Origin of the sequence: Paenibacillus sp. B1-35 (assembly GCF_050474385.1) — a bacterium.
Lineage (GTDB): Bacteria > Bacillota > Bacilli > Paenibacillales > Paenibacillaceae > Paenibacillus_B > Paenibacillus_B alvei.
The window spans coordinates 60,177-81,134 of the sequence record NZ_JBCHVJ010000006.1 but is presented as its reverse complement, the minus strand read 5'-3'; the positions used below and the strand labels follow the sequence as shown (position 1 = coordinate 81,134).

General features: G+C 43.3%; 17 protein-coding genes. 14 read left to right on the top strand and 3 right to left on the bottom strand.

Features of this window, described 5'->3' with window-relative positions; genetic code table 11:
* The first annotated feature begins 59 nt into the window (after window positions 1-59).
* The 5 genes from ACQ5BJ_RS19585 to ACQ5BJ_RS19565 all read left to right on the top strand — a co-directional run bounded on the left by ACQ5BJ_RS19585 (window position 60) and on the right by ACQ5BJ_RS19565 (window position 8,730).
* Window positions 60-2,621 (top strand): type I restriction-modification system subunit M, encoded by a 2,562-nt coding sequence (locus tag ACQ5BJ_RS19585; protein ID WP_430112039.1) that lies wholly within the window; start codon window positions 60-62, stop codon window positions 2,619-2,621.
* Window positions 2,621-3,835, top strand: coding sequence for a restriction endonuclease subunit S (locus ACQ5BJ_RS19580; RefSeq protein ID WP_430112038.1), 1,215 nt, complete (start codon window positions 2,621-2,623; stop codon window positions 3,833-3,835). Before ACQ5BJ_RS19585 ends, ACQ5BJ_RS19580 begins: the two co-directional genes overlap by 1 nt.
* 15 nt (window positions 3,836-3,850) lie before the next feature.
* Entirely contained in the window at window positions 3,851-6,934 is a 3,084-nt protein-coding gene (locus ACQ5BJ_RS19575) for a type I restriction endonuclease subunit R, EcoR124 family (RefSeq protein ID WP_430112036.1), read from the top strand.
* A gap of 170 nt (window positions 6,935-7,104) precedes the next feature.
* Window positions 7,105-8,249 (top strand): IS3 family transposase gene (locus tag ACQ5BJ_RS19570; protein WP_430112034.1). Its coding sequence is split into 2 segments (ribosomal slippage): window positions 7,105-7,378 and window positions 7,378-8,249, totalling 1,146 coding nucleotides; the frame shifts between segments, so codons are not numbered across the junction.
* A 286-nt stretch (window positions 8,250-8,535) separates the two neighbouring features.
* Window positions 8,536-8,730 carry a hypothetical protein gene (locus tag ACQ5BJ_RS19565; RefSeq protein ID WP_430112033.1) on the top strand — a complete coding sequence of 65 codons (195 nt, stop codon included), beginning with the start codon at window positions 8,536-8,538 and terminating at the stop codon, window positions 8,728-8,730.
* 1,099 nt (window positions 8,731-9,829) lie between these two features.
* Here the strand turns inward: ACQ5BJ_RS19565 and ACQ5BJ_RS19560 are convergent.
* Window positions 9,830-11,278, bottom strand: coding sequence for a SpoVR family protein (locus ACQ5BJ_RS19560; RefSeq protein WP_268621751.1), 1,449 nt, complete (start codon window positions 11,276-11,278; stop codon window positions 9,830-9,832).
* A complete protein-coding gene (gene yhbH / locus ACQ5BJ_RS19555; protein ID WP_005551281.1) occupies window positions 11,275-12,429 on the bottom strand; it encodes a sporulation protein YhbH in 1,155 nt (384 codons plus the stop codon). Before yhbH ends, ACQ5BJ_RS19560 begins: the two co-directional genes overlap by 4 nt.
* 241 nt (window positions 12,430-12,670) lie before the next feature.
* Between yhbH and map the strand changes: the two genes are divergently transcribed.
* The 6 genes from map (at window position 12,671) to ACQ5BJ_RS19525 (ending at window position 17,859) form a co-directional block, all read left to right on the top strand.
* Entirely contained in the window at window positions 12,671-13,414 is a 744-nt protein-coding gene (map, locus tag ACQ5BJ_RS19550) for a type I methionyl aminopeptidase (RefSeq protein ID WP_430112031.1), read from the top strand.
* A 261-nt stretch (window positions 13,415-13,675) separates the two neighbouring features.
* A complete protein-coding gene (locus ACQ5BJ_RS19545; RefSeq protein WP_430112029.1) occupies window positions 13,676-14,101 on the top strand; it encodes an SRPBCC family protein in 426 nt (141 codons plus the stop codon).
* Window position 14,102: 1 nt separating this feature from the next.
* Window positions 14,103-14,516 carry an ArsR/SmtB family transcription factor gene (locus ACQ5BJ_RS19540; RefSeq protein ID WP_430112028.1) on the top strand — a complete coding sequence of 138 codons (414 nt, stop codon included), beginning with the start codon at window positions 14,103-14,105 and terminating at the stop codon, window positions 14,514-14,516.
* A gap of 386 nt (window positions 14,517-14,902) precedes the next feature.
* Window positions 14,903-15,349 (top strand): nitrous oxide-stimulated promoter family protein, encoded by a 447-nt coding sequence (locus ACQ5BJ_RS19535; protein WP_430112027.1) that lies wholly within the window; start codon window positions 14,903-14,905, stop codon window positions 15,347-15,349.
* Window positions 15,350-15,477: 128 nt separating this feature from the next.
* The gene (locus tag ACQ5BJ_RS19530; protein WP_040737014.1) at window positions 15,478-15,846 is read left to right on the top strand and encodes a DUF423 domain-containing protein; all 369 of its coding nucleotides are present in this window, start codon (window positions 15,478-15,480) and stop codon (window positions 15,844-15,846) included.
* 39 nt (window positions 15,847-15,885) lie between these two features.
* Window positions 15,886-17,859: a putative bifunctional diguanylate cyclase/phosphodiesterase gene (locus tag ACQ5BJ_RS19525; RefSeq protein ID WP_430112025.1), complete on the top strand. Its 1,974-nt coding sequence runs from the start codon at window positions 15,886-15,888 to the stop codon at window positions 17,857-17,859.
* A gap of 86 nt (window positions 17,860-17,945) precedes the next feature.
* Here the strand turns inward: ACQ5BJ_RS19525 and ACQ5BJ_RS19520 are convergent, their stop codons facing one another.
* Window positions 17,946-18,563 (bottom strand): hypothetical protein, encoded by a 618-nt coding sequence (locus tag ACQ5BJ_RS19520; protein ID WP_005551274.1) that lies wholly within the window; start codon window positions 18,561-18,563, stop codon window positions 17,946-17,948.
* 178 nt (window positions 18,564-18,741) lie between these two features.
* Here ACQ5BJ_RS19520 and ACQ5BJ_RS19515 point away from each other — a divergent pair, with 178 nt between their 5' ends.
* The 3 genes from ACQ5BJ_RS19515 to sufC all read left to right on the top strand — a co-directional run bounded on the left by ACQ5BJ_RS19515 (window position 18,742) and on the right by sufC (window position 20,956).
* Window positions 18,742-19,044, top strand: coding sequence for a YunC family protein (locus ACQ5BJ_RS19515; protein WP_005551272.1), 303 nt, complete (start codon window positions 18,742-18,744; stop codon window positions 19,042-19,044).
* A 337-nt stretch (window positions 19,045-19,381) separates the two neighbouring features.
* Window positions 19,382-19,825 carry a Dps family protein gene (locus tag ACQ5BJ_RS19510; protein WP_005551270.1) on the top strand — a complete coding sequence of 148 codons (444 nt, stop codon included), beginning with the start codon at window positions 19,382-19,384 and terminating at the stop codon, window positions 19,823-19,825.
* A gap of 348 nt (window positions 19,826-20,173) precedes the next feature.
* Window positions 20,174-20,956 carry a Fe-S cluster assembly ATPase SufC gene (sufC, locus tag ACQ5BJ_RS19505; protein WP_005551268.1) on the top strand — a complete coding sequence of 261 codons (783 nt, stop codon included), beginning with the start codon at window positions 20,174-20,176 and terminating at the stop codon, window positions 20,954-20,956.
* Window positions 20,957-20,958 lie beyond the last annotated feature (2 nt).

The window sequence follows — 20,958 nt, the reverse complement described above, 5'->3', positions numbered from 1 at the left end:
TACTTGATATAGTCGAAATTATTGAGCTAAAAAATAAAAAAATCAAGGGAGTATACGAAGTGATTACATCAGAAGAAATTAAACGCAGATTATGGGACGGGGCAAATGAACTGCGTGGTTCAATGGATGCCAGCCGATACAAAGATTATATGCTCGGGTTAATGTTCTACAAGTTTTTAAGTGATAAGACTTTAGAAACATTTAGAACGTCCAGTGGTTTAGGAAAAATGAATGAATTCGAATTAGTTGAGGAATACGCAAAGGCAAGAGCAGAATACGGCGAACAGCTAGATAAAATGATTCAAGGTATGTTAGGTTACTATGTTTCGCCTGAGTATCTCTATCAGACTTGGTTAAAAGACATCAATTCAGGAGATTTTGAAGTTCAAAAAGTAACGGATAGCCTTAATAACTTCGAACGTACAATTGCCGTGTCTAGAGATGCGGATGATTTCAAAGGCTTGTTCTCAAGTTCTGCGCTTGATTTAACGGATACTGCTTTAGGTAGCAGCTTAAATGAACGTAGCAAAAATATTAAGGCATTGATCTTGCTGTTTGCAGATTTGAACATGGTAGCCTTACAAAAAGGCGATGTTCTGGGTGATGCATATGAATACCTCATCGGTCAGTTTGCAATGGAGTCGGGGAAGAAAGCCGGTGAATTCTACACGCCACGACAAGTCAGTGAAGTTATGGCACAGATCGTAGCGAAAACATCTGACATCAAGTCCATCTACGACCCGACTGTCGGTTCTGGTTCACTACTATTGACGGTAAAGAAGCATTTAGATGCAGATGCACAGAAGGTTTTAAGCTATTACGGGCAAGAAAAGAATACAGCAACCTATAACTTAACTCGTATGAACTTGTTGCTTCATGGTGTTCGTCCTGAGAAGATGACCGTTAAAAACGGCGATACACTTTCTCAAGACTGGCCTGAAGATCCAGAGCGTCCAAATGAAGGCGTGCAATTTGATGCGGTGGTCATGAATCCACCCTATTCTGCCAAAAATTGGAATAAAGCAGGGTTGAAAGTCAGCGACCCTCGTTTTGAAATTGCAGGGGTGTTGCCACCAGACTCTAAAGGCGACTTTGCATTTCTTTTGCACGGATTATTCCACTTGGGTCAACACGGCACAATGGCAATTGTCTTGCCTCACGGGGTTCTATTCCGTGGTTCATCGGAAGGCGAAATTCGTGAACGATTGCTTGAGAAGAACTATATTGATACCATCATCGGCTTGCCAAATAATTTATTTACCAATACAGGCATACCAGTCGTTGTAATCATTTTGAAGAAGAATAGAAAAATCGGTGAACCTGTCTTACTCATTGATGCTTCTCGCAGCTATATGAAAGTAGGAAAACAAAACGTTCTAAGAGAAAAAGACATCGCTAAAATTGTGGATACGTATGTGGAACGTAGAGAAGAGAAAGGGTATAGCCATTTAGCAACTCGTGAGGAAATACTGAAAAATGAGTACAACATGAATATTCCTCGCTATATTGAGGCAATTGACGAAGAAATTCCTCATGATGTGGATGCTCACCTACTTGGTGGAATTCCTCGAACGAACATTGACGACTTGAAGATTTTGCAGTCTATAGTGCCAGATGTGTTAAGACAATCTGTGAGAGAAATTCGTGACGGCTATGTTGAACTTTTGAAACCAGTTGCTGAAATTTCTGTGGATATATTGAACGACTCGCGCATTGTTGAAAGATCAAAAGAAATCGAAAGCAAGGTAAAATCTTATATCGATAAATATTGGGATGTTTTACGAAAGGTAGACAAAAGCAGTCGTTTGACTCAGTTGATGGATGAAATGCTTGTTGAAATCAAGGTGATTTTATCAGCGTTCCAATATATTAATATCTATGACGGATATCAGGTTGTGGCTGAGATTTGGAAACATGCACTGACGCATGATACGGAAATCATCGCCTTAAGTGATTTCTATACAGCAGGACGCACTCGCGAGCCGAATATGGTAACGAAGGGAACGGGAAATAATAAACGTGTAGAGCAAGACGGCTGGGTTGGTAGTATTGTACCCAATGAGTTGATAGCGAGACGTCTATATAGTGATGAGTTAAAAGAAATCGAGTCAAAGAATATGCGCATTCAAGAGATGGAAACGGAGCTGTCAGACTTGGTTGAAGCTGCAAAAGTTGAAGACAGTGATGAAGCTAATGCTTTAGGTGAAAGCCTGAATGAAGCTGGTGAGGCTTTTGACAATAAATCAATCAAAGCTGAGTTAAAAAAGGCAAGCAAAGGAACAATTGAATATAACCTACTGAAAAAAGTGGAGAAGTTATTGGCTGATAAATCAGCGCTGAGCAAAGCCGTGAAAGCGGATGAAAAAGCGCTCAAGGAAGCCGTGCAAGAACACATCTTAACTCTGACAGACGAAGAAATAGACAACTTGATGTATGAAAAATGGTTCGGTAACACCGTGGACGCTATGGTTGGTTTAGTAGTGATACCGATAAAAACAGAGCTGAGCACGCTACAAATGTTGCACAATCGCTATGCCGATACGTTGTCAGCGATTGACGAAGAAACTCGTAGCTTGGAATCAGCGTTAGAAGCATTGATGAGTGACTTGGTGGTGGGATAATGACGGAACAAACAAATGCAGTGCCACAAAGGCGATTTAAGGAGTTTCAAAATACTCGTGCTTGGGAACAGCGTAAGTTGAGAACCATTACGGAGTTTAATCCGAAAGCAGAACTACCAGAAACATTTGAATATGTAGATTTGGAGTCAGTCGTAGGCACAGAAATGATTGCACATAGGGAGGAAAAAAAAGCCACTGCTCCATCAAGGGCACAGCGACTTGCACGCCAAGGCGATTTGTTTTATCAAACAGTTAGACCATATCAAAAGAATAACTATTTATTTGATAAACCGTGTAATAACTACGTTTTCTCAACAGGATATGCTCAAATGCGTCCTTATGGTGATGGATACTTTTTGCTGAGTCTGGTACAAAACGAACAGTTTGTCAGTGCGGTATTAGATAGATGTACTGGTACAAGTTATCCCGCAATCAATTCAAATGATCTGGCTGATATGAAAGTATCTGTCCCAGCGGAAGGAGACGAACAAGTACAAATTGGTAAGTTTTTTAAGTGTATTGACAACCTTATCGCCCTTCATCAGCGTAAGTTAGAAAAGATGAAAGCATTGAAATCTGCTTATCTTTCTGAAATGTTTCCCGTTGAAGGTGAACGTGAACCTAAACGGAGATTTGCAGGATTTACTCAAGCTTGGGAACAGCGTAAGTTAGGGGAATTAGCTGATATTGTACGTGGTGCGAGTCCTCGTCCAATTCAAGACCCGAAATGGTTTGATAATAAATCTGATATCGGATGGTTACGAATTGCTGATGTAACAGAGCAAGCCGGACGTATTCATTATCTTGAACAACGTATATCAAAAGCTGGGCAAGAAAAAACTCGTGTATTAACTGAACCACATTTATTATTGAGCATCGCTGCAACGGTTGGAAAACCTGTTGTGAACTACGTTAAGACTGGTGTACACGATGGATTCTTAATCTTCCAAAATCCAAAATTTGATCGTGAATTCATGTTCCAGTGGTTGGAGATGTTCCGCCCGAAATGGCAAAAATACGGACAGCCTGGTAGTCAAGTTAACTTGAATTCTGATTTAGTAAAAAATCAAGAGATTATGCTACCAAGTGAAGAAGAACAAAAGAAAATAGGTGACTTCTTTGCACAACTCGACAACCTCATCACCCTTCATCAGCGTAAGTTGCAAAAACTACAAAATATGAAAAAAGCATACCTACATGAGATGTTTGTATAGAGGGGGGCGTAAGTCATGAGCAATGTGCCGAAAAGCGCAGCGGAGAAAACGTTTCAAGAGAATTTTGTCAAAGAACTGCAAAAATATAAATGGGAAGCGCCTGACTCTCTTAACGGGAATATTCAAAAAGTAACCGTTGCTGATTTAGTCACTCACTGGCGCGGTGAACTCAACCGTATCAATGTCGATCAACTGGAAGGTATTGAATTGACAGATAACGAATTCCGTCAAGTTATGGCAAAAGTCAATCAAATCAGCAACAGCTACGAAGCCGCGAAGATATTAGCCATTGAAGAATCAAAAGGAAAAATTGACGGCATTTACCGTGATGACAATCCCAAAATCACAAGAAAACAAATCACGTTGACGATTTTCAAAAAAGCCGAAGTGCGAGGCGGGGACTCAAGCTATAGGATTGCAAGAGAAGTACAGACACCGAACAACAACCGTTTTGATATTGTCTTACTTATCAACGGCTTACCTTTAATCAATATTGAGCAAAAACGTACGGACAAAACGCTAGATGAGGCATTTGGACAGTTTATGCGCTACTATCGTGACGGCGAATATAGCAATAACTTTATGGCTTTTTCGCAGATGATGGTTATCACTTCTGAAATTGCCACTCGATATTTCGCGACTCCAAAAACAGAGGGAGACTTTAACCCTAGTTTTGTCTTTCATTGGGCGGACAAAGCAAATAATGTAGTAAACGATTGGGAAAACGTGATTAAGCAATTCTTGATGATTCCAATGGCACATCAGATGGTCGGAGATTACTTAGTCATTGACGAAGCGAAAGAAGAAGAAAACAGGCGTCATATGCTGATGCGCCCCTATCAAGTCCACGCTTTACAAGCGGTTGAAGGGGCAGCATTTGGATGGGATAATGATGAAAAAATCCCTCACGGCGGTTTTGTGTGGCATACTACTGGTTCGGGGAAAACGATTACGAGTTTTAAGACGGCTTTGTTTCTATCGACTAGAGCCGGATTTGATAAAGTCGTCTTCCTTGTTGATAGGCGCGAGCTAGACAATCGTACCAGTGAAAACTTCAAAGCATACGCTGCATACGAGTCCGTCTCCGTTGATGATACGAAGCACACCTACCAACTAAAAAAGATACTTAAGTCAGTTAAAAACGGAATAGTGGTAACGACAACATTCAAACTGAATTCTTTAGTGAAAGAACTGGAAGAAGCTCATGATGCTAGTTTAGCAGTTAAGAAAATCGTGTTTATCATCGATGAAGCCCACCGTACGACAATGGGGCAGATGATGGGAACCATTAAGCGCTATTTCAAGAAAAATGGGCTCTTCTTCGGCTTTACTGGTACCCCTTTATTTGATGAAAATAAGATCAAAGGAAAGGTTAATGAACAAAGCGAAGTCATCAATACGACTGAAAAGTTATTCGGACCTAAGTTACATCAATATACGATTGATGAGGCGATAGCGGATAAAAACGTATTAGGATTTCACGTTGACTATATCAACACTGGGGAATTCAAGAGTTATGATGATTTAAGAGAGCAGCTAGCTGAGAAAATGAAGGAAGAGCACCCTGAATTGACTGACAGAGAAATTGAACGCCAAGTTCAAGAATTGTCAGAAGCTGACCTTGAAAAGCAAGCTAAAAAACGAGAATTGTTTAAATACCAAGATGAAACACATATCCCGCGTGTAGTTGAAGAAATTCTGAGTAACTGGGAATCACAATCACAAGGTAGAGAATTTAATGCTATTTTGACAGTTGCCTATAAAAATCGTGTGATTGCTTATTATGAAGAGTTCAAGAAACAACTGACAGATCGTGGAGAAAAGTTAAACGTGGCGATGACGTTTAGTTTCGGTAACGAAAATGATCCTGCGCCACTAGACCCTAAAATTGTCAAAGGTATGTTTAAGGACTACGCTGCATTTACTGGCATTGAGTTTATTGTTGGTGATAAAAAGCATGGCGAGGATGCTTACTTTGAAGATGTCGTGGAGCGTGGTACTCGAGGCGGCAGCGGACGAAATCCTAAGAATATAGACCTAATAATTGTGGCGGATCAACTGCTGACAGGTTACGACTCTAAGCGTTTGAATACGCTTTATGTTGACCGTACACTTGAACTTCAAGGTTTGATTCAAGCCTATTCACGAACAAATCGTGTGTTTGGCTCAAATAAAGAGTTTGGAACAATTGTCAACTTCCAATACCCACGGCTTACCGAGCAACTCGTAAATCAAGCTTTGAAGCTGTATGGAAGCGGTGGTAAGAGCAGTAAGGCAATTGTTGATACCTATGAAACGGCTGTAAAGAAATTGGCAATAAAAGTTGCGGAAATGATTTCGACTTTACCTGATCCTACTGAATGGCAGACCATTGAACATGATGAGGAGAAAAAGGAAGCATTTATCCTTGCTTTTAAAGATGCTGCTGAGCAGTTGAATTTGGTAGAACAATACTATGAATTTAAGTGGAATGATATATTATTTGGTATTGATGAGCATACATGGTTGCAGTATGTTGGTGCGTATAAAAACTTAACGTGGAAGCCAGGAACTCCACCTCCACCAACACCGGTTAATACGCTTGTTGGGAAAACGAAGTTAGCGGGAACACAAGTAATCGACGCGAATCATATTCTTCGTTTAGTTGGTTCAAAAGTTACTTCACCGAACGGCGTGCAAACGGTAGATAGTGAAACACTCCGTATTATTTATGAACAAATTCAAGAGTTGAGTAACATGGGGGAATACGAGCAAGCACAGTTATTGAAGGAATTTGTGGATACTGAGCTTGTGCCTGGTCACTTATCGAGCGATTTAAACTTTGACGAGGCATTTGAAGTTTGGAAAGCAAGTAAGCTGCACAAAGCGGTTATTGATTTTGCTTCGGAGTGGGGGCTAGATAGAAAATTACTTGGCAAATCAGTGAATTCATATTCTATTTCACAGCCCGATGTTGTTCCTTACATAAATGAACTCATTAGCAGTGTTAATTTTAGTACGGCAACTAATCAAACGGCTGGCAATTTGTTAAAGCATAATATGACGCTAACTTCCAAACTTCCAGCGTGGATGGCTGAAATCAAGCAAAAATATAGTTAACTTGAAGATGGCTTTGAAGTGACTGAAAACGAAGAATAACCAGTAAAAACAGAATATGTTTGATTATAAGAGTGGGACTGACCCCATAACGTGAGACAAATCAAAACACCTTTAAGAGAAATATCCTTATATCGTAAGATAAGGGAGACAATCTTGGAGGTGTTTTTGCGTTGGCAACTAGAGTGAGTTACCCGGCGGAAGTGAAATTGAAAGCAATCGAAATGAGATTAGCTGGTATTCCTGTGAAAGAAGTAATGAACGAGCTAAACATCAAAAATGAGACTCAGTTAAAAGTCTGGATGAAATGGTATCGGGAAGGTGAACTCTATCGCCTGGAGCAGCCAGTAGGTAAGCAATACAGCTACGGCAAAGGCCCAGAATATCTATCAGAGCTTGAAAAAGTGAAAGCAGAGAATCGTTTTCTTAAGCAGCAGTTAGAGGTTCTAAAAAAGTACAAGGAGTTGGAAAGGAGGTGTCACCTGAAGTAGTCATCGCTTGGATGGAGTCCATTCGAGGAGAAATAAGTATTACTCAAGCCTGTGCATGGTTAGGGATTCCTCGATCTAATTATTATCGTTGGAAATCATCTTGCAGAGCTAAGCGTGTAGATAATGCCGTAGGGAAAATTCGAGAGCTCTGTACGGAACATAAATTCCGTTATGGGTACCGAAAGATCACGTCACTCCTTCGAATGGAACAACAAATTAATCACAAACGTGTACAGCGAATTATGCAACGTGAAGGACTACAATGCCGAGTTAAAGTGAAGAAACGCAAACCTACTGGACAGCCAGCACATGTCGCGGAACACCTGTTAAAGCGTCAATTTCAAGCAATTGCTCCGATGCAAAAACTCGTGACTGATATTACGTATTTGCCTTACGGCGGAAAAACACTATACTTATCAAGTATTTTAGACTTGTATAACGGAGAGATCGTGGCTTACAGTATAGCAGACAAGCAAGACACTTCTTTTGTTCTTGATACGCTGAATCAGTTTCCGCTACGTTCAGATATGATGCTTCACAGCGATCAAGGAAGTGTATATACGTCTCAGGTTTATCAAGAAGCAATAAAAGCAAAAGGCATTACCATGAGCATGTCCCGCAAGGGAACGCCCGCTGATAATGCCCCCATCGAATCGTTTCATTCCACACTAAAGTCTGAAACGTTCTATCTCGAAAAAATTACCTGTACAACGACCGCCATCGTTGAGCAGATCGTTCGAGATTACATTACTTACTATAACTCAATTCGCATTCAAACGAAACTAAATAACCAGTCGCCGATTAATTTTCGACGACTGGCTGCTTAAACTTGTAAGGTGTTTTGATCCCTGTCTCACAAACGGGGGTCAGTCCCAGTCGTGGAGATACACTCCTCGGCTCTTTTTAACTTGAGAATAGCATAAACTTGAGGATGTTGTGCAAATTACTATGGGTCAATCGCCAAACTTCGAAAACTATACAAACAATCCTAGCGACATTTGAGTTATCCTCCAAGTTGATTGGGACGGATCTTTATTCGTATATCCAGAAATCAAAACTCTTTGTCATTGTAAAGTAGCCAGTCCTCGAAAATAATCGGGAAAAACGGGGGATTTGTGGTTATCCAAGAAGAAGTTCCAGGCAACCAAGAAGAATTTAGAATGTTCAATCATACTACTGTCCCTGACTGGCCGGAAGAAGGATAAGCGCGGAATATATCGGTATGATCGGAAGAAAGGCAACGTGGAGCTGCTGGAGGAGCCGAAGATGGATGGAGCCATTAACACCTTTACGATCGTGGTGGAATAATGTCGGTAACCAACAAGACTGAGCAATGTTATCGCAGCCTGTACGAAGGTGGACCGAGAAATGATGTATTGGGTCTACGTCCTGCTGTTCAAACTTAAACCCGTAGAAGCCAACTTTAGGGAGTTGGCTTCTTCATTTATTAGCCGTAGTCATAATTTGAGAGGTGAACAATGAAATAAAAAAATACGGCTCAAAACCAAAATCAGTTCTTGATGAAATAATCTAAGGCTGAAGATGGAAAAACATCTGCTAATCCTGTATTGTTGTAATTCCCCAACCACAACAAAAAGGAATAGGAAAATTAAGAACCAGTATATCAGTGAATTATTGCCAGAACTTAAGATTCAACAGGACAACTGATTAAAGGGGATAGTGGAGCAGGAAAATGAAAAGACCAACCTTTAGCAAAAGCTTTTGGGTTGGTCTTCATTATACGTTCAGGAGAGTACCGTTCAATCGAAGCCATTCTTTTTCCTCTTCATAATCAGATAGAAGCATGCGAACCGTATCCCGAAATGATGTAAGTAAAGATTCATGTGGAAGATTACTCAGTACATCTTTCGAGCAACGAAAGATATTCAAAGGATAGATTTTATAAGGCTTCATGCGAGCTAGGGCTACTCAGCGTAGCTTGTCCACAGCACACGATACTTACGATTTGTCATGTAAGACCTCATCTAACAATTGAGCAAATTTTTCTTCGCCATCACTACAAGTTGAGATTCCTTTATGACGATCATCGTTGGCTTGTTTGAGTTGATAAAGCACATGCGGATTTTTGAAGATAACGATGTCAGCTTCTGTTTTTGTTCCTCTGAAAGGGGACGGTATCAACTTTTTTGCTTAGTGTTTCATGATAGCCAAAGTGATCTTCGATGAACTGTACGAGATCTTCGAGCTCTACGACAGATTTATGTTTAAAGTTTTGTTCCAAAGTACCTTTAGGGATAGACATATTAATTACCTGACTTAATTTCCGCAAGATCAAATAATTAAGCGGTGAATGCGATGAAAAGTTAGGCTCAGATTCAATTTTCCATTGAGATATTTGTTAAAAAGCTGGCCCCTTTAAGGAGGCCAGCTTCATTGACTTTTAAGGCTAAATAAACTTCCGTGACACCTTCTTGCCATCGTAGGTGAATACAACATGCTTGTCATCGACGGTCGTTTCTACGTGTACTGGCTTGCCCCACAGGGTAAACACATAAGGCAGCGTCCGCTCTACGTATTTCAAATCCAGCTCAACGCCTTCATATTGATGCATGAGATACAGCTCGCCGGAACGCTGGTAGTCTCCATCCTCAACTGTAATGTAGGGGAATCCCCCGTTGACGCGTGAATAGACGAGCTGATCACGAATATTTTCCCAGGACTTATCGGTTATTTTCCACTCTGGCCCCTTTTTCTCAAAGATGTACAGATCCAGTTCCTCGGTCAGCTTCTTCGTCAAATAATTGCGAAGGAACGATTGATCGGATTCGAGCTCACGCACCTCGAAGATTTTGGCGCGGCCTTGGCCGGGCTGACGGCCATACCGTTCCCGTTCTTCCTTGGTAGGATTATCCCAGCGCTTCTCTATATCCTCGAACAGCTTGATTCCCAAATAATAAGGGTTCAGGCTATGGCGCGACGGCTGTACGACGGAGCTGTTCAGCTTTGCATACTCAATCGTTTCTTCGCTGCTTAAATCAAGTTCGCGGATAATACGCTGATGCCAATACGAAGCCCAGCCTTCGTTCATGATCTTTGTCTCGATTTGCGGCCAGAAGTAGAGCATTTCATCGCGCAGCATGGACATCATATCGCGCTGCCAATCCTCCAGAACGGGCGAGAACTGCTGAATGAACCAGATGATGTCCTTCTCCGGCTCTGGAGGGAAAGGGCGGTTCGCAAACTCATGGAGATTTGACTTGGATGGTTTAGCAGCAGAGCCTCCATTGTCCAGCTCCCACAAGTCATCGTATCGGCCAGGCTTGCTTGGCTGTGCTTCCCGCAGCTCGCGCTGCTTCAGCTCCATATAACGCTCCTTATCGAGATTGCGCGGCTTGACGACATTCGGATCGATATGCTCCTGTATGCCGAGCACTGCGTCGATGAAGCTTTCCACCGCTTGCGTGCCATACTCCATCTCATATTGATTGATACGTTCAGCCGTAACGGACATGCTCTCTACCATATTACGGTTTGTATTCGAGAAGCGGGCGTTATTTTTGAAAAAATCGCAGTGAGCGAGCACATGCGCCACAATTAACTTGTTTTGGATGAGTGAATTGCCTTCTAGCAGGAAGGCGTAACACGGATTAGAATTAATGACGAGCTCGTAGATTTTGCTTAGCCCGAAGTCATATTGCATCTTCATTTTATGGAAGGATTTACCAAAACTCCAGTGACTAAACCGGGTAGGCATGCCGTAAGCCCCAAATGTATAAACGATTTCGGCCGGGCAAATTTCATAGCGCATCGGATAGAAATCGAGTCCGAAGCCCTCGGCGATTTCGGTAATTTCGTCGATGGCATACTCTAATTCCTGCATGTTATTTGCACTCATGTACGGCTCCCTCCCGGCTGTTTTTTAAAAAAGTGCTTCAGCGCCCGGTACACCTCTCCCTTTTCCTTAATGACATAGTGCATAAAATGGGGCAGTTGAATATTGCGGTAGGCAGACATGAGGGTGCTGCTGCGGTTGTATTGATTTACTTCGCCGTAGCCGAACATGTTGGCTCTCTTTAGGATTTGGCCGATCAGCTTCACACAGCGCTCGTTATCGCTCGTTAGGTTGTCACCGTCAGAGAAATGGAATGGATAAATATTGTAGCTGGCAGGCGGAAAACGTGAATCGATGATCTCCAGCGCCTTCACATAAGCGGATGAGCAGATCGTGCCGCCGCTCTCGCCACGTGTGAAGAACTCCTCTTCGGTTACTTCCTTGGCTTCGGTATGGTGGGCAATGAATACCAATTCGACCTTCTCATACTGCTTGCGCAAGAAGCGCGTCATCCAGAAGAAGAAGCTGCGCGCACAATACTTTTCGAAGCTGCCCATGGAACCAGAGGTGTCCATCATCGCAATAATGACGGCACTCGATTGCGGCTTAATGATTTCCTCCCACGTCTTGTAGCGCAGGTCGTCAGGGCTGATGTGGTGAATGCCAGGCTTGCCGGTTAGGGCATTGCGCCGCAAATTTTCTAAAATCGTACGCTTCTTGTCTATGTTGGACATAATGCCCTTCTTACGGATGTCATTGAATCGAATATCGGTAACCTCGACCTGTTCTTTGTCTTTCTGCTGAAGATTAGGCAGCTCCAATTCGTCGAACAGCATGGTTTCCAAGTCTTCGATACTGATCTCAGCCTCAATAACATCCGCACCGGCCTGATCGCCAGCCTGCTTTCCCTTTCCTTGCCCTTGAGATGAACTGTCCGTGCCGAGCACATCTCCAACCTCACTGTCACCGTCTCCCTGACCGACATGCTTCTTCTTGTTGAAGTTATAGACGAATCGGAATTCGTCCAGACTGCGAATAGGAACTTTAATGATTTGCTTGCCATCGGACATGATAATGTTCTCTTCGGTAACAAGATCGGGCAGGTTTTGCTTTATCGCTTCACGCACCCTCTGTTGATGGCGCGCTTGATCTTGATAGCCTTTGCGATGGAGCGACCAGTCCTCGCGGGACACAATGAACGTCCGTTCATTCAATGGCTGACACCTCCTGTTGGACGTATTAACTAATGCCTGTGCTGCTAGTTATGATCAATATATTCACGGGTTGCCGGGATAATGAAACGAGTGCTGTGCCAGCAGCGCGATCTCAGCATGCAGAGTGTCGTATGCGTACGATATTTACAAATGAGGTAGACGAACAGGTTGTGATACAATACAAGGTACTTGACAACCTATTTCAGAGTAAGATGTAAATGAAGAAAAGGAGGGACATAGGATGACTGTTGGTTCAGAAGAAGAAGTACAAGGATTGAAGGAAATCGGCAAAATTGTAGCGTTGACTATACAAGAAATGAAGAAAAGTGCAAGACCAGGGATGACGACCAAGGAGTTGGATGAAATCGGCGGTGAAATTCTGGCCCGCCATGGGGCAGTGTCTGCACCAATGAAAGATTATAACTTTCCCGGACATTCGTGCATCAGTGTAAATACAGAAGTTGCGCATGGAATACCTGGCAAGCGGGTTCTAAAACCTGGGGATTTAGTGAACGTGGATGTATGCGCGAAGAAGAATGGATTTGTGGCCGATTCGGGACAATCGTTTCAACTTGCGCCTCTAGATACGAAAATTACTGCATTGTGCCGATATACGCAAGAAACGATGATGAAGGTCATTTCTTCATTGAAACACGGGGTGAAAATAAACACAATTGGGAAAATGTTTGAGAAGGCTGCTGAACAAGGAGGATATACGGTCATTCAAAATTTGTGCAGTCATGGCGTAGGCAGAGCGGTGCATGAAGAGCCAAGCATTCTTCCGATCTATAATCGACTTGATACGAGGATCTTGAAGGAAGGCATGGTCATTACGATTGAGCCATTTTTATCAACAGGTGCGGATCATGCAGTACAGCAGGCTGACGGCTGGACATTATGCACACCGGATGGAAGTATTGCCGCACAATTCGAGCATACGATTATTATTACGAAGCAAAAGCCTATTATTGTCACGGTTGCATAGCGCTTCGCACGAGACTTCGAACGATCCAGACTTGCTTCATGTATAGAAGCAGCTCTGGGTCGATTCAGCTTAGCTTCCTTAAAGCTTGCAGAGTAACGAAAAATCTACATTTATAAAAGTGGGAGAGAATGCTAGGTTTGACATGAAACCATTTGGTATCCTATAATCATAACACCAATACGAAACCATTTGGTTCCGTAATAATGTACTTATCGTTGGTACATGCTGACAATACAATGATGAACTGGAGGACTGACATCCATGACAAATCAAGCATCTCAATCTCCACAAGATATCCGCAAAACGATTACATTGAACGCACCGATCCAGAAGGTGTGGGACGCAGTAGCCACATCGGAAGGAATAGCTGCCTGGTTTATGCCAAATGATTTTCGGCCTGAGCTAGGTTATGAATTTCATTTGAATGCAGGGCCGTTCGGGAATTCACCATGCAAGGTGACAGAGCTAGACCCGCCAAATCGTTTGTCATTCCGTTGGGGCAAAGACTGGACGCTGACGTTTGCCTTGGCCGAAATGAACGGGGCAACGGAATTTACCTTAATTCACTCTGGGTGGAGTCCAGAGGGAGTTACAGAGTTTGGCGAATCGCATGCGATCGTACGCGAGCGCATGAACAGTGGATGGGACGGTCTGGTTCAGAAGCTGCGGTCCTACATTGAGGCGTAACATGGGAGCATCTGCACCGAAGCATGATGTCTTTCAGGCGATAGCAGACCCTACAAGGCGCAAGCTGCTGGAACTGCTCGCAGATAACGAGCTTCCAGTTACAGTCATAAGCGGGCATTTCCCCATGACTCGAACTGCAGTGTCCAAGCACTTGCGAATTCTTGCAGAAGCGGGACTTGTGAAGGATCGAAAGATCGGCAGAGAGGTCAGATACCGGCTCGATCCGGATCCGCTGTTGGTATTGAAGCGATGGCTGGCCTATTATGACCGTTATTGGGATAATAAGCTGTCCATGCTTCAGCATTATGTAGAGAGTATAGGGAATCCGGAACGGACTGAGGAGAGTGCCGGCTTGCAGGAACTGATTAATAACAGCAATAGTAACAGTAACAATCGCAGCGACAGCGAGAAATAAACCGTGATGTAGCTGTTTACTAAAAGTTTCGACCAGTCAGTACAAGTAAGTACAACTTCGCAATCCGCCAATCCGCAGCAATCTGCTATAAGCAGGGCGTTGCGGATTTTTTTATATTGAACGGGAATGTCTATATGATGTCCACCTTCTTTCTCACCTTGCCAAACTGACTAAAATGATCTAACAAAAATTTGAAAAACAACCGATAAATAAGTAAATAGTTCTGAAGAGGACGTACATGTGAATTGTGCCGACAGCGCATCTGTAGATCACGATGGATCGAGGAATTGCTGTATGGACAACCCTTGTCCATACTTATGTTATCAATGTCATATGATGTGTTCCTCCAAATCGATATGATTACCTCATATATATAATGAAGCGAAATGTTGAGGTCGATCAAAATGACAAAACAACACCAACCACAAGAAAGCATGCCCCTGCCTCCAGTGCCGCATACAGCGCACGATAGCACCGAAGGGCCGAGAATACGGAGAGAAAAGCGGACTGTTCTATTGATGATTCGCATATATTGTCGTAATCATCATTTATCAGAAATGTCTCATTATGAAAATGGAGATCATGGGCATTGCAGTTTATGCCCCAACTGCAATGAATTGCTCGCCTATGCATGGAAGCGACTTACTCATTGCCGATTCGGTGAGAGCAAGACGACTTGTGAGCGTTGTACCGTGCATTGCTACAAGCCAGATAAGCGTGACGCCATTCAGCGTGTCATGCGTGAAGTAGGACCCAAAATGCTGTATAAACATCCGATTGTTGCTCTCCGGCATGCATGGGATCATTTCCGCCCATCTAAAAGAGGAAAATAAAACCACAGGCTGAGAACGCCTTGTCCCACTTGAATTGTTAGTGGAAAAACCACAGTAATTCAGATAATATAGTAACGTATCTAATATAGTTAAAAATTGCCGAAATGTGGCATGAAGGGGCGAACATCATGTTGCGACGCTATACAATTATAGGAAGTATAAATATGCTTTTATCTGTCGCTCTTGGGGCATTTGGGGCGCATGTCATGAAGGGGCTGCTGACGCCGGAGCGGATGGCGACTTTCGAGACAGCTGTTCAATACCATATGGCGCACGCGCTTGGATTGCTTTTTATTGCAATATTGGCAGATAAACTGGCTGATCAGAAAAAGGCTGCATGGTCAGCAAGGCTGATATTTATCGGTATCATTGTGTTCTCTGGCAGCTTGTATCTGCTTTGCTTTACGGGGATCAAAGTGCTAGGAGCGATTACACCGATTGGAGGAGTTGCATTCATCGCTGGTTGGTTGATGCTTGCTCTTGCTGCACGTCGATGATCGTTCGTATTGACTTCAACGCTGGAAGGAAGATACTTAGTGAGTGACCGTAAGGTACAGAATGAACGGCAATTGCAGAAGCGGGATCGCTCAATTCGATGTGCTTTAATTGTAATGGCTGTCTCTTTAATTACGGCAATCGTATGTACAGGGTTGGCTTTGCTTCAGCTGGAAGGAACGGCGCGATTGTGGATGCTTGTGCTATTAACAGCGATGCTTGGATATGCTGCAGCTGCGAAGCTTAAATCTTCTTACGACCAGGGGCTCAAACAGGCACATCATCCTTCAGATGCAAAGATTGCGCCGGATTCCTCCGAGCAGCCAACTTGGAAGTCTTATTACGATCATCTGCCTGTTCCGATGCTATTTGTTCGCCAAAATGGAGAGGTTGAGGGGATGAACCCTTCCTTTCAAGAGGTGACTGGATTTGATGTGCCACCCCGCTCGATTAGTCAATGGATGGAGGAACGGGATTGTACGAAGCTCCTTCGGGCAATGCCTCAGGCGATGAGCGGGCAAGAAGTGGAACTGGAAGTTGTTAGTTGTTCTAAGGATGGATTTCCTCAGGACTGGGTCATTCAAATGGCTCAGCTGCCTTTATTGTCACATTACTCCGAGCAGGATGTGATCTTTTCAGTAAGCCTTCGAGATCCAAGTCCGAATCGATATATGGAAGAACGCATTCGTTACATGGCTTATTATGATGATATGACAGGTTTACCGAATCGGCGCATGTTCATGCAGCGGTTGGAGGAAGCACTTGAAATGGCCGCTTATGCCTCATTTTCCGTTGCAGTGCTATACATGGATCTTGATAGGTTTAAGCGCATTAACGATACTTTTGGCACGGACTTCGGCGATATGCTTCTTATGCAAATTGCGGATAGATTGCTCAGGTCGATGACAGAAAATGACGTCATTGCCCGGATGGAGGGCGATGAATTCATCTGCTTCATGACGAATGCAGGCTCTGAGGACGAAGTAACTGAACGTATTCGTCTACTATTATCGGTGTTGGAGGAGCCGTTCGAATTGAACGATATCCCCGTTCACGTTACGATGAGCATTGGCGTGAAGCTTATCCATGAAGATATGCGCATTCATGATGCAGGTCTTGCCGTTCAGCAAGCGGATTATGCCTTGTCCCGGGTAAAGGAACTGGGGAAGAACGGATACCTTTTTTTCGTTCCAGGCATGAACGATCGTCCGCTTGAGCGCATTACATTAGAGCATGACATGCGCAAGGCACTCACAAGAGGCGAATTCGAGCTCTATTACCAGCCGCAGGTAGATATGTCTACTTGCCGCATTGTAGGGATGGAAGCTCTTGTACGCTGGAACCATCCTGAGCGTGGGCTTATTCCTCCGGGGGAATTTATTCCCTTGGCCGAGGAGAACGGCTTCATCGTATCACTAGGAACTTGGATCATGGAAGAAGCCTGCAGACAAAATAAGAAGTGGCAGGACAAAGGGCTTGAACGTATTCCAGTATCCGTCAATCTGTCGGTTAGACAATTTGAAATGAACAACTTAACGGAGACGGTTCAGGATGTACTGCGGCGCACCGGTTTGGAGCCGCAATATTTAGATTTGGAAATTACAGAAAGCATGACAATGGAAGTGTCTCGTGCATCTCAAACATTGCGCAAATTGAAGGATATGGGTGTGGCAATCAGTATTGATGATTTCGGGACAGGTTATAGTTCTCTTCACTATTTGAAAAATTTCCCGATTCATCGTTTGAAAATTGATCGATCCTTCGTCCGTGATTTGCAGCAGGATCCGAATGACGCTGCAATTGTATCCGCAATTATTGCCTTAGGGCACAATATGAACATGCAAGTGATTGCTGAGGGAGTAGAGACGAAGGAACAGCTGGTATTTTTACAAAATAACCACTGCGACAATATACAGGGCTATTATTTCAGTCCTCCATTGCCGCGAAGTAGCTTTGAATCGCTATTCCGCAAACATTCGCAGCATGCTGGGAACAGTACAATGCTGAATACATAAGTGAATCAACGAGAAATGCAACAGCCGCAATGGGAGTCGACTGATCTGACTTCATTGCGGCTGTTGTGCATTCATGAGCTATAGAATTAGGGCTGCATGTCTTCTATTTCATTCAGATTAAAAGCGTATACCTGCTTTTCATCGACATGGTATACGTTCAGCAGCTGATTCGAGGCGTCATAATTGAGGATTCGGCAGGGGAGACTCATCGTTATGCCTTTTCCTTTGTTAATGCGCAAGCGCAGTAAGCAATTCTGATCGATGTAGTTCCGAAGCTGCTTTTCAACATCCTGCAGGCGGGCATCATCGGCTTGTTGCTTGTTAGTCTGTTTAGGTTCATTGGCTGCGTTTTGTAATGCTTTGTCCGCTGTGGACCCGGAGCCTGTTGCATTTTTCTTGCTATGAGTCCGAGCTGCGGGGCTGTCCATCCGAGTATCAACAGTCGTGGAACTGGCCTGAGCTGCATGCGTCTGAGTCAGCTTGTCAAACGGTGATTGCTTCATATTATGCTGCTGCATAGCTTCGGCAAGCTCCAACAAAGAACCGAGCTCACTCCCAGATTGGACACGAGCATCCAGAATGTCAGGGTGCTGCTGCAGCAGTTGCAGCAAAGCTTCTAGCGCAGCCACGTTGGATTCGCCTTGTACAAGGATGTCTACATTGAACTTGAAGACGGATCGTTGAGATGAAGTAGGATAAAGCATGATCTGTAATTCCTCCAACCTGGACATTTTGCCTAGATGATTACATTATAATACGGGAGAAATTCCGACAAATATAGTTCATTAGTACTAAATATTGATTCTCGACTCATTCGTTCCAAAAATACGGTAAATGCATAAGATGATACCATCCTGTTATGACAAGAAGGAGGCATTTGGAGTGATACGGTTAATACCCATGCATATTGGCGAACAAACCGTGTTGGGCGTAGAAGTATTGTTGCCCAAAACGACACTATTGTCTATCTCTACAGATAAGGGGTACATCATGTGCGGGGCGCTTGATGTAGAGTTGTTGAATACGAAGCTGCAAGATCGAGGGATTATTGCAGGGCGCGCCGTTGGTGTGCGAACACTGGAGCAACTGCTCGAAGCTCCGCTTGAATCCATTACCCATGAAGCGGGAAATTTGGGCATATTTGTAGGCATGAAAGGCCGCGATGCGCTGCAACTGATGTTCTAATCTACATCTAAAACAAGGGTATGATCTATGCGCTAGGGACACATAATATTGGAGAATTTTCAATTTTGCGTGTATGAAGTGTCATAGCTGATTGGAAGAGCTTGCGTTACACTAATGGCCTCAAGTCCTTATGGGACGCCGTGTTGCGATGATTCATTTCACGTGGACACGGGTACATATATAGTAGCCGAGCAGTATCCTTGGTAAGGAAAAGATACAAGTTTCACCAGAAAATATTACCAAACAGGTTTGTGTAAGAAAGGCTTGAAAAATAGTTAATATTACTTTAGAATTATTATCAATAAGAAATTGATATCAATTAGGAGGCGTATCGATTATGGCAAATAACGAAAAACTTCAATCTCTGTTGAATCAACAAGTGGCAAACTTGAATGTATTGTATGTGAAGCTTCATAACTACCACTGGTATGTAAAAGGTCCATTGTTCTTCACCCTGCATGAGAAATTCGAAGAATTCTATAATGAAATTACGGCGAAGATGGATGATGTAGCTGAGCGCTTGCTTACAATTGGAGGCAGACCATACGCAACAGTGAAGCAATATTTGGAGCATACAACACTGCAAGAAGCGACAGGCAATGAAACAGGAGAAGAAATGGTAAAGCAGCTTATTAAAGACTTCAATCAATTGATTGCAGAATGCGGCGTAGCTCAAGAAGCGGCGCAAGCTGCTGGGGACGAGCCTACAAATGATTTATTCATCGGCATTCAATCCGATCTTGAAAAGCATGTATGGATGTTGAATGCACTTCTTGGGTAAGCAAGGCTGCATAATATAAATGACTAACCTTGATGATAAACATATAAGCGCATCCTGAGAAGGGTGCGCTTTTTACTGAAATTATATATAAAATTGGCAGGCGATGTGACTCTAGCAGATTGCGCGCTTTTGTAACGAATAAAGGAGTTATTTGGCGAAAGATAGAGGCAGCATGGGTGGGGCGCTGGTTGATTTATACAAATGATTGTTTTAAAATTATATTGAGAATCAATGATAATCATTTTATAATGATTACAATGTGATAAATCTTATAGCGTGGATAAAGATTTATTGTTCTTTCAGTATACATCTTTTCTACAAATCCATCAATCTGGAGGTTACAACACAATGTCAACTCAATTCGTCATTAATGGTTTAAAGGCGACCATTGAAGGTAAAGAGATTCTGAAAGGAATCAATCTGGAAATGAAGGGTGGCGAGGTACATGCTATCATGGGTCCTAACGGAACTGGTAAAAGTACACTCGCTTCTGCTTTGATGGGCCATCCTAAATATGAAGTAACAGAAGGTTCTGCTACAATTAACGGAGAAGATTTGCTTGAGATGGAAGTTGACGAGCGCGCTCGTGCGGGTCTGTTCCTTGCGATGCAATACCCAAGCGAAATCGCAGGTGTAACGAACTCCGACTTCTTGCGCAGCGCAATCAATGCTCGCCGCGGTGAAGGCAACGAAATCTCCTTGATCAAGTTCATTCGTCAAATGGAAGGCAAGATGAAAGAACTGGAGATGAATGAAGAATTCGCTCATCGCTACCTGAACGAAGGCTTCTCCGGCGGGGAGAAGAAGCGTAACGAAATCTTGCAAATGATGATGCTGGAACCGAAAATCGTAGTCTTGGACGAAATCGACTCCGGTTTGGATATCGACGCATTGAAAATCGTTGCAAATGGTGTAAATGCTATGCGCAGCGAAGATCGCGGATTCTTGGTTATTACGCACTATCAACGTTTGCTGAACTATGTGAAGCCTGACTTCGTACACGTTATGATGCAAGGTCGTATCGTGAAATCCGGCGGTCCTGAACTGGCTGAGCGTCTTGAGGCCGAAGGTTACGACTGGGTGAAGGAAGAACTCGGCATTACAGACGAAACAGTTGGACAAGGCGAGTAATT